9 protein-coding genes are annotated in these 13940 nt (G+C 73.3%); 8 read left to right on the top strand and 1 reads right to left on the bottom strand.

Translation table 11 applies throughout. From position 1 onward, the window contains the following. The first annotated feature begins 189 nt into the window (after positions 1-189). The 6 genes from AB0G16_RS30125 (at position 190) to AB0G16_RS30100 (ending at position 5454) form a co-directional block, all read left to right on the top strand. Positions 190-720: a MauE/DoxX family redox-associated membrane protein gene (locus AB0G16_RS30125; RefSeq protein ID WP_362812403.1), complete on the top strand. Its 531-nt coding sequence runs from the start codon at positions 190-192 to the stop codon at positions 718-720. Further along, positions 720-1484, top strand: coding sequence for a thioredoxin domain-containing protein (locus AB0G16_RS30120; RefSeq protein WP_362812400.1), 765 nt, complete (start codon positions 720-722; stop codon positions 1482-1484). Before AB0G16_RS30125 ends, AB0G16_RS30120 begins: the two co-directional genes overlap by 1 nt. Positions 1485-1510: 26 nt before the next feature. Further along, positions 1511-2725, top strand: coding sequence for a prolipoprotein diacylglyceryl transferase (gene lgt / locus AB0G16_RS30115; protein WP_362812397.1), 1215 nt, complete (start codon positions 1511-1513; stop codon positions 2723-2725). Between the two features lie 97 nt (positions 2726-2822). Further along, on the top strand, positions 2823-3542 hold the full coding sequence (locus AB0G16_RS30110; RefSeq protein WP_362812394.1) for a VIT1/CCC1 transporter family protein: 720 nt from the start codon (positions 2823-2825) through the stop codon (positions 3540-3542). A 365-nt stretch (positions 3543-3907) separates the two neighbouring features. Then, on the top strand, positions 3908-4783 hold the full coding sequence (locus tag AB0G16_RS30105; RefSeq protein WP_362812391.1) for a hypothetical protein: 876 nt from the start codon (positions 3908-3910) through the stop codon (positions 4781-4783). Between the two features lie 38 nt (positions 4784-4821). Then, complete coding sequence (locus tag AB0G16_RS30100; RefSeq protein ID WP_362812387.1) at positions 4822-5454, top strand: hypothetical protein; 633 nt, start codon at positions 4822-4824, stop codon at positions 5452-5454. On the opposite strand, the gene AB0G16_RS30095 is transcribed toward AB0G16_RS30100, so the two are convergent. Then, positions 5420-7573, bottom strand: coding sequence for a bis-aminopropyl spermidine synthase family protein (locus AB0G16_RS30095; protein ID WP_362812384.1), 2154 nt, complete (start codon positions 7571-7573; stop codon positions 5420-5422). The two genes, AB0G16_RS30100 and AB0G16_RS30095, sit on opposite strands and share 35 nt — an antisense overlap. A gap of 201 nt (positions 7574-7774) precedes the next feature. On the opposite strand from AB0G16_RS30095, the gene gltB reads away from it, so the two are divergent. Then, entirely contained in the window at positions 7775-12280 is a 4506-nt protein-coding gene (gene gltB / locus AB0G16_RS30090) for a glutamate synthase large subunit (protein WP_362812381.1), read from the top strand. Positions 12281-12428: 148 nt separating this feature from the next. Beyond that, the gene (locus AB0G16_RS30085; protein WP_362812378.1) at positions 12429-13907 is read left to right on the top strand and encodes a glutamate synthase subunit beta; all 1479 of its coding nucleotides are present in this window, start codon (positions 12429-12431) and stop codon (positions 13905-13907) included. Positions 13908-13940 lie beyond the last annotated feature (33 nt).

The following is a 13940-nucleotide window of genomic DNA, read 5'->3' as shown; positions in this document are numbered from 1 at the left end:
TCGGCGCCTTCCCCGGAGAAGGACCGTCACGCTCCGTGTCCGTACGGCAGGCTTATCCAACGCTTATCCAGCTCGTGATGAGGTTTCCCTCGGTACCGTGCGTCCGCCGGAGCCGTGAGGACCCGGTCTCTGGAAGAGGAGAATGGTGGTCGTGACCGCAAACAGCACGCGCCCAATAGGTCGCGTATCGTGATTTCGGCGCTACGCTGGGTGACGACCGTCTCGCGGCTGGTGCTGGCGGGCGTGCTGATCGTCGCGGGTTGGGGCAAGATCGGCACACCGGCACTCTCGGTCCAGGCGGTCGAGGCATACGAGCTGCTCCCTGAATCGCTCGCCACGGTGGTCGGGTACGGCCTGCCGATCCTGGAGATCGTCGTGGGGGTGTTGCTGGTTGTCGGGCTGCTCACCCGGGCGGCGGCCGTCGTCTCGGCGCTGCTGATGCTGGCGTTCGTCATCGGCATCGCCTCGGCGTGGGCGCGCGGGCTGCGCATCGACTGCGGCTGCTTCGGCGGCGGCGGTCAGCTGGCGGCCGGCGTGGAGCCCGACTACCTCGTCGACATCCTGCGTGACTTCGGTCTCTTCGTGCTCGGTGTGTTCGTCGCCTGGTTCCCGCCGGGTCGCTTCGCGCTGGACTCCGTGCTGGGGCTCACCCCCGGCCAGGAACCGTACGACGACTTCGAGGGCGACGACGAGGAGCCCCACGAAAAGGAGACGGACTGATGGGCAAGGCCGCGCGGGAGCAGTCGGCGCGTGATCGCATCAAGGCGCAGCGCGACGAGCAGAGGCAGAAGGAGCGCCGCAAGCGGGCGGTGACGGGCGCCACGGTGGCGGTCATCGCGCTCGCCGCGATCGGCGCCGGGTGGTGGTTCGCCGCCCAGAGCAGCAGGTCCGAGCAGGTCGGCGCCACACTCGCGCCGATCACCGTGGCCGCCGACGGCTCGGTGGTCATGGCCAAGCCGGGCGTGGAGAAGCCGGTCCTGGAGGTCTTCGAGGACTTCCAGTGCCCGGCGTGCAAGGCGCTGGAGGAGACCAGCGGCCCCACGATCAGGAACCTGGCGGCCGAGGGCAGGGCCAAGGTCGTCTACCACCCGATCACGATCTTCCCGCAGCAGACCAACAAGGGCATCACCCGGGCCAACTCGGTGCGCGCCGCCGCCGCCTCCCGCTGCGTCCCCGGGGGCGCGCCCTGGATCGCCTTCCACGACAGGCTCTTCAAGGAGCAGCCCTCGGAGACCGCCGAGGGCTTCGCGATCCCCGACCTGATCGCCTGGGGCAAGGAGGCGGGGGTGACCGACCCCGGCTTCGCCGCCTGCGTGACCAGCCAGGAGAAGGCGGCCGCGCACGCCGAGTACAGCACCAAGATCATGAACGGCCAGAAGCTCACCGGGACCCCGACGCTGAAACTCGACGGCACCGAGGTCGACATCGACGTGGCCTTCAAACCCGCCGATCTACGCCAGACCGTTCTTGATGCCGCCAAGTAGCGCGCGACACGGTAACGTCACCTGACATGCCCCTCGCCTCGATTCCCAGCCCCTCGAACGGGGTCTGGTACCTCTTCGACATGGTCCCGATCCGGGCCTACGCACTGTGCATCGTGCTCGGCGTCGTCGTCGCGGTCATCATCGGTGAACGCCGCTGGCGGGCCCGTGGCGGCGAGCCGGGGACGATCGTGGACCTCGCCGTCTGGGCCGTGCCGTTCGGCCTGATCGGTGGACGCCTGTACCACGTGATCACCGACTGGCAGCTCTACTTCGGGGCGGACGCGCCCAACGAGCCGTACGAGGCGCTGTTCATCTGGAACGGCGGCCTGGGCATCTGGGGCGCGGTCGCGCTGGGGGGCGTGGGTGTCTGGATCGCCTGCCGGCGGTCGGGCATCTCGGTCACCGCGGTGGCCGACACCATCGCCCCCGGCATCGTGATCGCCCAGGGCATCGGCCGCTGGGGCAACTACTTCAACCAGGAGCTGTTCGGCAGCCCCACCGACCTGCCGTGGGGCCTGGAGATCGACCCCGACCGGCCGGGCACGGTGCCGGGCGAGGACACCTACCACCCGGCGTTCCTGTACGAGTCGATCTGGGACCTGGGCCTGGGGCTGATCCTGATCTGGGCGGGCAGCCGGTTCGCGCTCCGTCACGGCCGCCTGTTCGCGCTCTACGTCGCCGGCTACACCGTGGGCCGCTTCTGGATCGAGGGGCTGCGCGTCGACACCGCCCACCACATCCTGGGCCTGCGGCTCAACCAGTGGACGTCGATCGTCGTGTTCATCGGGGCGATGATCTACTTCTGGTACGCCAGGAACAGGAACGACGACGAGCCGGTGCTCCCCACGCGTATCGGCCCGGACATCCCGGGCACGCACGCGAGCGGTGTCCTGGCCGTGTCCGCCGATCCGGCCCACCCGGCCGACCTGGCCGACCCCGGCGAGATCGCCACGACCACCACGACCGCCGAGCGTGACGGGAACGGCGGGGACGGCGGGGACGACGGGGACGACGGGGACGACGGGGACGACGGGGGGCACAGGGACACCGGCGACGGGGCCGGCGGGGACGCCGGGATCGACGAGGGAGCCCGGGGTGACGGCTCCGGCGGCGACGAGACGGCACGCGGCGACGCCGTACCGGCCGTGACCGGAGGCGACCCGCGCGAGGCGGGTGCGGCCGAGGTCCGTGAGCCGGGCGCGGCGGCGTCCGCTGCCGAAGGCGGGAAAGACCGACGTTGACGTCACGTCCGTCCAGGACCCGGGCCGGCGGATCACCCGGCACGGGGGCCTCCCCGCGCCGGGGCCGGCACGGGCACCCCGCGACGCGGGGGACGGGATGAACGAGGAGGACACCCGGCAGGGCGCCGAGATGCACCACCGGCACCGCGACGTCAACGGCGGCTGGCTGCGCCCCTCGGTGTTCGGCGCGATGGACGGCCTGGTCTCGAACTTCGCCCTGATCGCCGGGGTCGCCGGCGGCGACGCCGGAACCCGGGTCATCGTGCTGGCGGGCGTCGCGGGCCTGGCGGCCGGCGCGTTCTCCATGGCCGGCGGCGAGTACGTGTCGGTGGCCAGCCAGCGCGAGCTGGCGCTGGCCGAGATCGCCGTCGAGCGGCGCGAGCTCGAACGCCACCCCGAGGCCGAGCAGGAGGAGCTGGCCAAGCTCTACCGGGACCGGGGCGTCGACCCGGCCGTGGCCGCCGAGGTGGCGCGGCAGATCTCGATGGATCCGGAGACGGCGCTGGAGGTGCACTCCGAGGCCGAACTCGGGGTGACCGCGCGGGACCTTCCCTCGCCCCGGATCGCGGCGGTCTCCTCGTTCCTGTCGTTCGGCCTGGGCGCCCTTCTGCCCCTCCTGCCGTACCTGCTGGGCGTCACCAGCCTGGTGACCTCGGCGGTGATCTCCTGCCTGGCGCTGTTCGGCGCCGGCGCGCTGGTCTCCCGGGTCACCGCGCGGAGCTGGTGGTACAGCGGGCTGCGCCAGCTGCTGGTCGGCGCGGTCGCCGCGGCCCTGACCTTCGCCCTCGGGACCCTGCTGGGAGGGACCGGACTGTGACCACCCCCGCCGGAAGCAACCGGCCCCTGACGACGCCCACCGGGAGGGACCGGCCCGTGACGACGCCCACCGGGAGGGGGCGGTCCGGAAGAGGGCGGCCCGTGACGCCCCCCACCTCGACACCCCCCGCCGGGATGCCTCCCACCGTGCCGCCTCCCAACGTGCCACCCCCCGCCGGGATGCCTCCCACCGTGCCGCCTCCCACCGTGCCGCCTCACGCCGGGATGCCTCCCACCGGGAGAGGGCGGCCCGTGACGCCGCCCCCCGGGCCTCCTGCCGGGCCTTCCACCGGGACGCCTCCCACCGGGAGGGGCCGGCGTGCGGCGCCCCCCGTCGCGGGGCCTCCCCACGAGGGGGGCCGGGACGTGACCGGCCCCGCCGACCCGTCCCCCGACTCGCCCGCCGCCCCGCCGTCCCGCAAGCGCCGCCGCGGCCCGGGCCCGACGCGCCGCGTTTCGGGCCCCGCGCCGTCCTGGAGCATTCCCCGGCTGGAGGAGTGGGGCCTGACCCCCACCCAGCAGCGGCTGCTCATGGTCCTCGCCTCGGTGGCGGGCGTGCTGGTCGCGGCCGTCGCCCTCACCCTGGGGATCTCCGCGATCGGCAACGACTTCGTGCCCGAGAGGGCCGTCACCTCGGTCGCCGGCACCGAGTCGCGGCCCGAGGTCTACCGGGGGTGGCCCTCCTCGGAGGTGTTCGGGCCCATCGCGCAGAGCAAGGCCGACCCCCGCCCCCTGACCGTCAAGGAGCTCTTCGCCGCCCGGACCCTCAAGGAGGGAAGGACCACGCTGCGGCTGGCGGACGCCCGGCTCGACCCCGACTGCGCGTCCGTGGTCTGGGGGCGCGAGCTCACCGACCTCCTCGCCCGGGGCGGCTGCACCCAGGCGGTCAGGGGCCTGTACGCCAGCGCCGACGGCCGCTACGTCGCGCAGTACACGCTGTTCAACCTCCGCGACACCGCCTCGGCCGACGCTCTGGTGAACGGCCTGACCACCCTGCACCGCGGCGGCTGGGTCCAGCCGCTCCAGTCGCCCAGGGCCGTCTTCCCCGCCGACGGCCACACCGAGTCCAGCGGTCACGCCATGGGCCACTATGCGGGCCTGGTCTGGTTCGGCCGGACCGACGGCGCCGAGCCCGGCCCGAGGGACGACCTCGTCTCCCTGGCGCTGACGGTCCGCGGCGCGGAGAAGGCGATCTTCCGCCGGATCGTCGCCGTGGCCCCGGCCCCGGCCCCGTCCAGGTAGCCTCCCGTGCACCGCCGGTCACAGTAGGCTCTTTCGTCATGCGCATGTGGATCGCCGCCGCCGTACTGGCCGTCGTCGCGGGGGGCGGGGCCTATCTGTGGCTGGGCGGCGGGCCCGGGCCGCGCGCCGCCGTCCTGCGCGCCGAGCCCGGCACCGCCCACTACGCGCCCATCGCCACCCGCGCCCTCGATCCCCGGCCGCTGACCGTCGCCGAGCTGTTCGCCCGCCCCACGGTGTCGGCGGGCACCACCCGGCTCGCGCTCAAGGGCACCGAGGAACTCGCCGACTGCGCCGAGGCGGCCTGGGGGAGCGCCCGGGACGCGCTCGGCGGATGCACCCAGGCGCTGCGAGCCCGGTACGAGACCGAGGACGGCGAGGTCTGGGGCCAGTTCCTGATCTTCAACCTCGCCGACTCGGCCGCCGCGGACCGCCTGGTGACGGCCCTGGAGGGGGAGGGGTTCGTCCTCCCGGCCCCCGGCACGCCCGCCGGTTCCGGCGACCCGCAGGGCTGGGCCCAGGTCCGCGCCCTGGGCCACCTCGTCACGGTGAGCTGGGTGGCCCCGACGGCTCCGGCGGCCCAGGACGCCCCGGAGGGTCGGCCGGATCTGACCTACCCGCAGGTGGCGCTGGACGGCCTCAGCCTGGTGATCCAGCGGCGGCTGGTGAGCTGAGGGATTCGCGCACCGCGGCCGGGAGCTCCCGCAGCCGGTGGGCGGGCAACTCCAGCACGGTGACGTCGGCCGCCCAGGGGGCGACGACGGCGATGACGGCCCTGGCCTGCTTCTTGGTCAGGTCGCCCCGCGCGCCGATCAGGGCCTCGCGCCAGGTGTTGGCGAGCTTGCCGTGCGCGTTGTCCAGGATCCGGCGCAGGATCCGCTCGGCGTCCCCGGTTCGTTCGGTGTCCCCGGTTCGTTCGTTGTCTCCTGGTCGTTCGGCGTCCCCGGCCCGGCCGGTGTCCGGCGCGTTCCCGGTTTCCGGGGCGGGGGGCGGCACCCGCACGGCGCGCAGGCCGGTGCCCTCGGCGGTGAGGCGGTAGACGGGCGAGAGCAGGTCGGCGGGCAGGTCCCTGAGGGGCGAGGCCACCGTGACGCGCACCTCCCGGGCGCGCGTGGCCAGCAGCAGGCGGGGCAGCGCGGTCTCCAGCCCGGCCGGTACGGAGATCGCCACACTGGCCGGGTCGCTGGCGTAGGGCTTGGCCAGCCAGGTCGTCAGCCGCGCCCGGGGGACCCTGGGCAGCACGTCGCGGGGCCAGTCACCCACCAGCACCTCCGGGGCGAACCCGTCGTCCGCGGCGCCGTCCGCGCCGGAGGCGGCCGTGGGAGAGCCCCCGGGACCCCCGGCGCCCGGGGCGGGGGAGCCCGCCGCGCCCGAGGTCGCGGCCGCGGGGGAGGGGCCGGTCGACTCCACCGACTGCGGGCCCCGGGTGTAGATCGCGGTGGCGGCGGTCTCGACGCGGGCCGCCGCGGCGGGCCAGGTCTTCGTGGTGGGGCGCAGGACGTACAGGTCGGCGGCCGAACCGATCGCCTCGGCGCCGAGGTAGCGGTTGAAGTCGGGGTAGATCGCCTCGCTGACGAGGTTGAGCCCGGACAGGGCCTGCTGCACCTTCAGGGCGAGCGCGGGGGTGCGCTCGCTCGCCCCGTACGCCAGCAGGATCCGGCCCCGCTCGCGGTCGCGCAGTCCTTCGGCGCCGCGGGCGACGAACAGCGCGACCCCTTCGGGGGAGTAGGGCGGGTCGGTGATCGCCAGGTCGGCCCAGGCGTGCGCGGAGGCGGGCAGGCCGAGCCGCAGGTCGGCCCAGCGGGTCCGCACGGCCAGGTCGAGCCGGGCGGCCTGTTCGGCGATGTAGGCGAGGATCCGCTCGTCGATGTCGGCCACGGTCACCTCGACACCGGGGTGCAGCAGGGCGGTGGCCAGCGAGGTCAGGTCGTGGTCGCCCACGCAGAGCAGCCGGGCGCCGTCCAGCCAGAAGCGGGTGTCCAGCAGCAGTGCCCGCCGGACCACGGTCTCGCCGGTGGCCGCGACGTGGTCCAGCGTGTGGCGGCCCCGCGGCGCCTTGGCGATCAGCTCGTCCATCAGCGCGACCAGGTCGCCGTGATCGGTCAGGAGGTGGGCCACCGGGTCCGCCGGGGCGACGGCGCCGGGCCGCATCCCCGGTGTCCCCGGCGCCCTTCGCGGGCCGGTCCGGGTGGGTCGGGCGGCCGTTCCGGTGGGGGCGGGCAGGTCGGACGGCTCGGGCGGGGCGGGCGGCCCTGACGGTCCGGTCCGGGGGGCCGGGGTGGCCGGGGTGGTCGGGGAGGCCGGGGTGGCCGGGAGCCGGAAGCGGGCCCCGGACCTCTCCAGCCGCCCGTCCACCTCGCGCAGGAGTTCCTCGATGGTCCGCCGGGAGGTCGCGGTCTCCCTGACCAGGTCGGCGAGCGTCCACCAGCGGCCGTCCGCCAGTGCCACGAGGGCGTTGCGCAGCCGCCTGCCGTCGATCCCGGCCCGTGCGACGAGCGCCATGGCCTCCTCGCCCGGCCCGGCGGCGTCCCCGGCGAGGGCGGAGGCGAGGGCGGGCACGGGCACGGGGGCGGACACGGGGGCGGACACGGGGGTGGACACGGCGGCGGGAGCCGAGGTGGAACGGGGCGCGGAACCGGGGGCGGAATCGGGCGCGGCGGCGGAGCCGGGGGCGCGAGCGGGGACGGGGGCGGCGGGTCCGGGGGCGTCCCCCGACATGCCCGAGGGGCCCGCGGTGGTGGCGGTTGTCAGATCGGCGGAGTCGCCCGACGGCACGGGGTCGCTCGGTTCCATCGGACCACCTTAGAGCCCCGACCTGGAATGTCGTGCCGCCGGAGTGCGTTGGACGTAACCGGGGCGAAGCACCATCAATTCGCACGACCAAGGCCGGGTAGGCAGCTATCCGGCAGGGTACGGTAACCTCTACCCACCACGCAGCAGGGCCAACGTCGTCCCTTGCTTGTTCCAAAGAAGCAAGACGACGGGAGGGATTCAATGCCTGCTGCCCACCTCGGCTTTCCCGAGCCTCAGGGCCTGTACCACCCCTCGAACGAGCACGACGCCTGCGGCGTCGCCATGGTGGCGGATGTGGCCGGTCGCCGCAGCCACGACATCGTCGCCAAGGCCCTGACCGCACTGTGCAATCTCGACCACCGGGGAGCCCAGGGAAGCGAGCCCGACACCGGGGACGGGGCCGGAATCCTCACGCAGATCCCGGACACGTTCTTCCGGGTCACGACGGACTTCCCGCTGCCCGAGGCCGGCGCCTACGCGGCCGGCACGGCCTTCCTGCCCGCCGACGCCGAGGCCCGCGCGGTCGCCGTACGGCTGATCGAGGAGATCGCCGGGCAGGAGGGCCTGACGGTCCTCGGCTGGCGCGACGTGCCGACCACCCCCGACCTGCCCGGGCCGAGCGCCCGCGCGGTGATGCCCTTCTTCGCCCAGCTGTTCGTGACCTCACCGAACGGCGAGACCGGCCTGGAGCTGGACCGGCTGGTCTTCTGCCTGCGCAAGCGGGCCGAGCACGAGGCGGACGTCTACTTCCCCTCGCTGAGCTGCCGGACCATCGTCTACAAGGGCATGCTCACCCCACTGCAGGTGGAGCGGTTCTTCCCCGACCTGAGCGACGAGCGCTACGAGTCCGCGATCTCGCTGGTCCACTCGCGTTTCTCCACCAACACCTTCCCCTCCTGGCCGCTGGCCCACCCCTACCGCTACGTCGCGCACAACGGCGAGATCAACACGGTCAAGGGCAACCGCAACTGGATGCGCGCCCGCGAGGCCATGCTGCGCACCGCGAACCTGCCGGGCGACCTGGCGCGGCTCTTCCCGATCTGCGACCCGGACGGCTCCGACACCGCCTCCTTCGACGAGACGCTGGAGCTGCTGCACCTGGCCGGGCGCCGGCTGCCGCACGCGGTGCTGATGATGATCCCGGAGGCGTGGGAGAACCACACCGAGATGGACCCCGCGCGGCGGGCGTTCTACGAGTTCCACTCCACGATGATGGAGGCCTGGGACGGCCCGGCCTCGATCACCTTCTCCGACGGCACCCTGGTCGGCGCGGTCCTCGACCGCAACGGCCTGCGCCCGGGGCGGTTCTGGGTGACCTCCGACGGCCTGGTCGTGCTGGCCTCCGAGGCCGGCGTGCTCGACATCGCGCCCGAGGACGTGGTCCGCAAGGGCCGCCTGCAGCCCGGCAGGATGTTCCTGATCGACACCTCCCTCGGCAAGATCATCGAAGACGGTGAGATCAAGGCCGAGCTCGCGGCCGAGCTGCCGTACGGCGACTGGCTGCACGCGGGCCTGGTCCGCTTCGAGGAACTGCCGGCCCGCACGCGCGAGATCCCCTCGCACGAGGCGCTGATCAAGCGGCAGCAGACCTTCGGCTACACCGAGGAGGAGCTGCGGATCATCCTGTCGCCGATGGCGAAGGCGGGCGCCGAGCCGATCGGCTCCATGGGCACCGACACCCCCGTCGCGGTGCTCAGCGAGCGGCCCCGGCTGCTGTTCGACTACTTCAGCCAGCTCTTCGCGCAGGTCACCAACCCGCCGCTGGACGCCATCCGCGAGGAGCTCGTCACCTCCCTGGCCAGCACCATCGGCCCCGAGGGCAACCTGCTCGACCCGGGCCCGGCCTCCTGCCGCCAGCTCGTGCTGCCCTACCCGGTACTCGACAACGACGAGCTCGCGAAGATCATCCACATCAACGACGAGGGCGCGCTGCCGGGCTTCCACCCGCGCGTGATCTCGGGCCTGTACCCGGTCGCGGGCGGCGGCGAGGCGCTGCTGCACCGCCTGGAGGAGATCCGCTCCGAGGTCTCGGCGGCGATCGAGGGCGGGGCGCGGATCATCGTGCTCTCCGACCGCGGTTCCTCCGACGCGCTCGCGCCGATCCCGTCGCTGCTGCTCACCGGCGCCGTTCACCATCACCTGATCGCCGAGAAGACCCGCACTCGGGTCGGCCTGGTCATCGAGACCGGCGAGGCGCGCGAGGCGCACCACATGGCGCTGCTCATCGGTTACGGCGCGGGCGCGGTCAATCCGTACCTGGCGATCGAGACCGTCGAGGACATGGTCGCCGCGGGTGTGCTCCAGGTCGACCGGCACAGGGCGGTGCGCAACCTGATCAAGGCGTACGGCAAGGGCGTGCTGAAGGTCATGTCCAAGATGGGCGTGTCCACGGTCGCCTCCTACACCGGCGCGCAGATCTTCGAGGCGCTCGGCCTGAGCCAGGAGGTCGTCGACGCCTGCTTCACCGGGACCACCTCCCGCCTGGGCGGCGTCGGCTTCGACGTCCTGGCCGAGGAGACGGCGCTGCGTCACCGCCGCGCCTACCCGCGGGCGGAGAACGCCCACCGCCGCCTGGAGGTCGGCGGCGAGTACCAGTGGCGCCGCGAGGGCGAGCCGCACCTGTTCAACCCCGAGACCGTCTTCAAGCTGCAGCACGCCACCCGCTCGCGCCGTTATGAGATCTTCAAGGAGTACACCGGCCTGGTGGACTCCCAGGCGGAGAGGCTGATGACGCTGCGCGGCCTGTTCCGGTTGAAGGAGGGCGTCCGCGAGCCGGTCCCGATCGACGAGGTCGAGCCGGTCGGCGAGATCGTCAAGCGCTTCTCCACCGGCGCCATGTCGTACGGCTCCATCTCGATGGAGGCGCACGAGACCCTCGCGATCGCGATGAACCGGCTGGGCGGCAAGTCCAACACCGGTGAGGGCGGCGAGGACCCCGAGCGGCTCTACGACCCGGCCCGGCGCTCCGCCATCAAGCAGGTGGCCTCCGGCCGCTTCGGCGTGACCTCCGAGTACCTGGTCAACGCCGACGACGTGCAGATCAAGATGGCCCAGGGCGCCAAGCCCGGCGAGGGCGGCCAGCTCCCCGGCCACAAGGTCTACCCGTGGATCGCCAAGACCCGGCACTCCACCCCGGGCGTCGGCCTCATCTCGCCGCCGCCGCACCACGACATCTACTCCATCGAGGACCTCGCCCAGCTCATCCACGACCTGAAGAACGCCAACCCCGCCGCCCGCGTGCACGTCAAGCTGGTGGCCGAGGTCGGGGTCGGCACGGTCGCGGCGGGCGTGTCCAAGGCGCACGCCGACGTGGTGCTCATCTCCGGCCACGACGGCGGCACCGGCGCCTCCCCGCTGACCTCGCTCAAGCACGCGGGCTCGCCCTGGGAGCTCGGCCTGGCCGAGACCCAGCAGACGCTGCTGCTCAACGGGCTGCGCGACCGGATCACCGTGCAGGTCGACGGCCAGCTCAAGACCGGCCGCGACGTGGTCATCGCCGCCCTGCTGGGCGCCGAGGAGTTCGGCTTCGCCACCGCCCCGCTGGTCGTCTCCGGCTGCGTGATGATGCGCGTCTGCCACCTGGACACCTGCCCGGTCGGCGTCGCCACCCAGAACCCCGAGCTGCGCCGGCGCTTCACCGGCAAGCCCGAGTTCGTGGTCAACTTCTTCGAGTTCGTCGCCGAGGAGATCCGCGAGTACCTGGCCGCGCTGGGCTTCCGCAGCATCGAGGAGGCCGTCGGCCACGCCGAGCTGCTCGACACCACCCCGGCGGAGAACCACTGGAAGGCCTCCGGGCTGGACCTGGCGCCGATCCTGCACATGCCCGAGCTGCCCGAGGGCACCTCGCTGCGCCGTACGGTGGCCCAGGACCACGGGCTGGACCGGGCGCTGGACAACACGCTGATCCAGCTCGCCGAGGGCGCGCTCAAGACCGGCAGCAGGGTCACGCTCGACCTGCCCATCCGCAACGTCAACCGCACGGTCGGCACCATGCTCGGCCACGAGGTGACCAAGCGGTACGGCGGCGCGGGCCTGCCCGACGACACCATCGACGTCCGCTTCACCGGTTCGGCGGGCAACTCCTTCGGCGCCTTCATGCCCCGGGGGATCACGCTGCGGCTGACCGGCGACACCAACGACTACGTCGGCAAGGGCCTGTCCGGCGGCCGCATCTCGGTCCAGCCGCACGACGTGGCCCCGCTGGAGGGCCACATCATCGCCGGGAACGTCGGCCTGTACGGGGCGACCTCCGGCGAGGCGTTCATCCGCGGCGTCGCCGGGGAGCGGTTCTGCGTCCGCAACTCCGGCGCCACCGCGGTCGTCGAGGGCGTCGGCGACCACGGCTGCGAGTACATGACCGGCGGCAGGGTCGTCGTCCTCGGCTCCACCGGGCGCAACTTCGCGGCCGGCATGTCGGGCGGCGTCGCCTACCTGCTCGACGCGGACGTCGAGCGGGTCAACCGCGAGATGGTCGAGGTCGAGGAGCTCGACGCGGCCGACTCCGAGACGCTGCGCGAGATCGTCGAGGCGCACCTGACCGAGACCGGTTCCACCGTGGCCAAGACGCTCCTGGCCGACTGGGACCCGTCCCGCTTCCGCAAGATCATGCCGACGGACTACAAGCGGGTCCTGCGGGCCGCCGAGTCCGCCCGGCTCGAGGGCCGCGACATCGACGAGGCCGTCATGATCGCCGCGGTGCAGGCATGAGGCCGCGGCAGGGGCCGGCCGGCCCCCTCGCGTCCGGGCCGGTGAACGGGACGGCCGCGCGCGGCCGTCCCCGCCGGACCCACGTCGCCGGCGTCGCCGGCGTCGTCCGCGTCGTCCAGGTCGAAAAGGGATAGGGGAGGTACGACCGATGGCTGACCCCAAGGGTTTTCTCACTCACGGACGCGAGCTGCCGGCGCGCCGCCCGGTGGACGTGCGCATCCGCGACTGGCGGGAGGTCTACCAGGACTTCCCCAAGCCCGCGCTGACCAAGCAGGCCGCGCGCTGCATGGACTGCGGCATCCCGTTCTGCCACAACGGCTGCCCGCTGGGCAACCTCATCCCCGAGTGGAACGACCTGGTCTACCGGGACGACTGGCGCGAGGCCATCGAGCGCCTGCACGCCACCAACAACTTCCCGGAGTTCACCGGGCGGCTGTGCCCCGCACCGTGCGAGGCGGCGTGCGTGCTCGGCATCAACTCCGACCCGGTCGCGATCAAGAGGGTGGAGGTCGAGATCATCGACCGCGCCTTCGACGAGGGCTGGGTCACCCCGCAGGTCCCCGCGTCCAAGACCGGTAAGCGCGTCGCGGTCGTCGGCTCGGGCCCCGCGGGCCTGGCCGCCGCCCAGCAGCTCACCCGGGCCGGCCACGACGTGGTGGTCTTCGAGCGCGCCGACCGGATCGGGGGCCTGCTGCGCTACGGCATCCCCGAGTTCAAGATGGAGAAGCGCCACATCGACCGCCGCCTCGCCCAGATGCGGGCCGAGGGCACCGAGTTCCGCACCGGCGTCAACGTCGGCGTGGACATCACGGCGGCGCGGCTGCGCGAGGAGTTCGACGCGATCGTCCTCGCCGGTGGCGCGACCCAGTGGCGGGACCTGCCGGTCGCCGGGCGCGACCTCAAGGGCGTCCACCAGGCGATGGAGTACCTGCCGCCGTCCAACAAGGTCCAGGAGGGCGACTTCCCGGTCTCGCCGATCAGCGCCGAGGGCAAGCACGTCGTGGTCATCGGCGGCGGTGACACCGGCGCCGACTGCATCGGCACCGCGATCCGCCAGGGGGCCGCGTCGGTCACCCAGCTGGAGATCATGCCCCGGCCGCCGGAGTCGCGTCCCGGCAGCCAGCCGTGGCCCACGTTCCCCATCCTGTTCAAGATGGAGAGCGCCCACGAGGAGCTGGCCGAGAGCGGCGGCGACCGGGTGTACGCGGTCTCCACCACCGAGTTCGTCGGCGACGCCGACGGCAACGTCCGGGCGCTGCGCCTGGTCGAGGTGGAGGGGCCGGCGACCGGGTTCAGGCCGGTGCCCGGCTCCGAGCGGGAGATCCCGGCCGAGCTGATCACGCTCTCGATGGGTTTCGTCGGCCCGGAGCGGAGCGGCCTGCTGGACGAGCTCGCCGGGGCCGCCCAGGGCGAGTTCTTCGACGCCCGGGGCAACGTCGCCAGGGACAGGGGCTACATGTCCTCGGTCGACGGCGTCTTCGTCGCCGGCGACATCGGCCGGGGCCAGTCCCTGATCGTCTGGGCGATCGCCGAGGGGCGCTCGGCGGCCTCGGCCGCCGACGCCTACCTCACGGGCCGGACGGCCCTGCCGGTGGCGATCCCGCCGACCGCGCGGCCGATGGTCTGAGCCCGCGCACCCGGCACACGCGGCACACGCGGT

It is taken from the genome of Streptosporangium sp. NPDC023615 (genome assembly GCF_040640155.1).
Lineage (GTDB): Bacteria > Actinomycetota > Actinomycetes > Streptosporangiales > Streptosporangiaceae > Streptosporangium.
The sequence above is the reverse complement of the archived record's forward strand: the minus strand, read 5'-3'. Positions and strand labels throughout refer to the sequence as shown.

Bases quoted from the DNA above. Each gene is read 5' to 3' on its own strand.
- AB0G16_RS30120 (WP_362812400.1), top strand. From the start codon at position 720: ATGGGCAAGGCCGCGCGGGAGCAGTCGGCGCGTGATCGCATCAAGGCG.
- lgt (WP_362812397.1), top strand. From the start codon at position 1,511: ATGCCCCTCGCCTCGATTCCCAGCCCCTCGAACGGGGTCTGGTACCTC.
- AB0G16_RS30110 (WP_362812394.1), top strand. From the start codon at position 2,823: ATGAACGAGGAGGACACCCGGCAGGGCGCCGAGATGCACCACCGGCAC.
- AB0G16_RS30100 (WP_362812387.1), top strand. From the start codon at position 4,822: ATGCGCATGTGGATCGCCGCCGCCGTACTGGCCGTCGTCGCGGGGGGC.
- AB0G16_RS30095 (WP_362812384.1), bottom strand. From the start codon at position 7,573: ATGGAACCGAGCGACCCCGTGCCGTCGGGCGACTCCGCCGATCTGACA.
- gltB (WP_362812381.1), top strand. From the start codon at position 7,775: ATGCCTGCTGCCCACCTCGGCTTTCCCGAGCCTCAGGGCCTGTACCAC.
- AB0G16_RS30085 (WP_362812378.1), top strand. From the start codon at position 12,429: ATGGCTGACCCCAAGGGTTTTCTCACTCACGGACGCGAGCTGCCGGCG.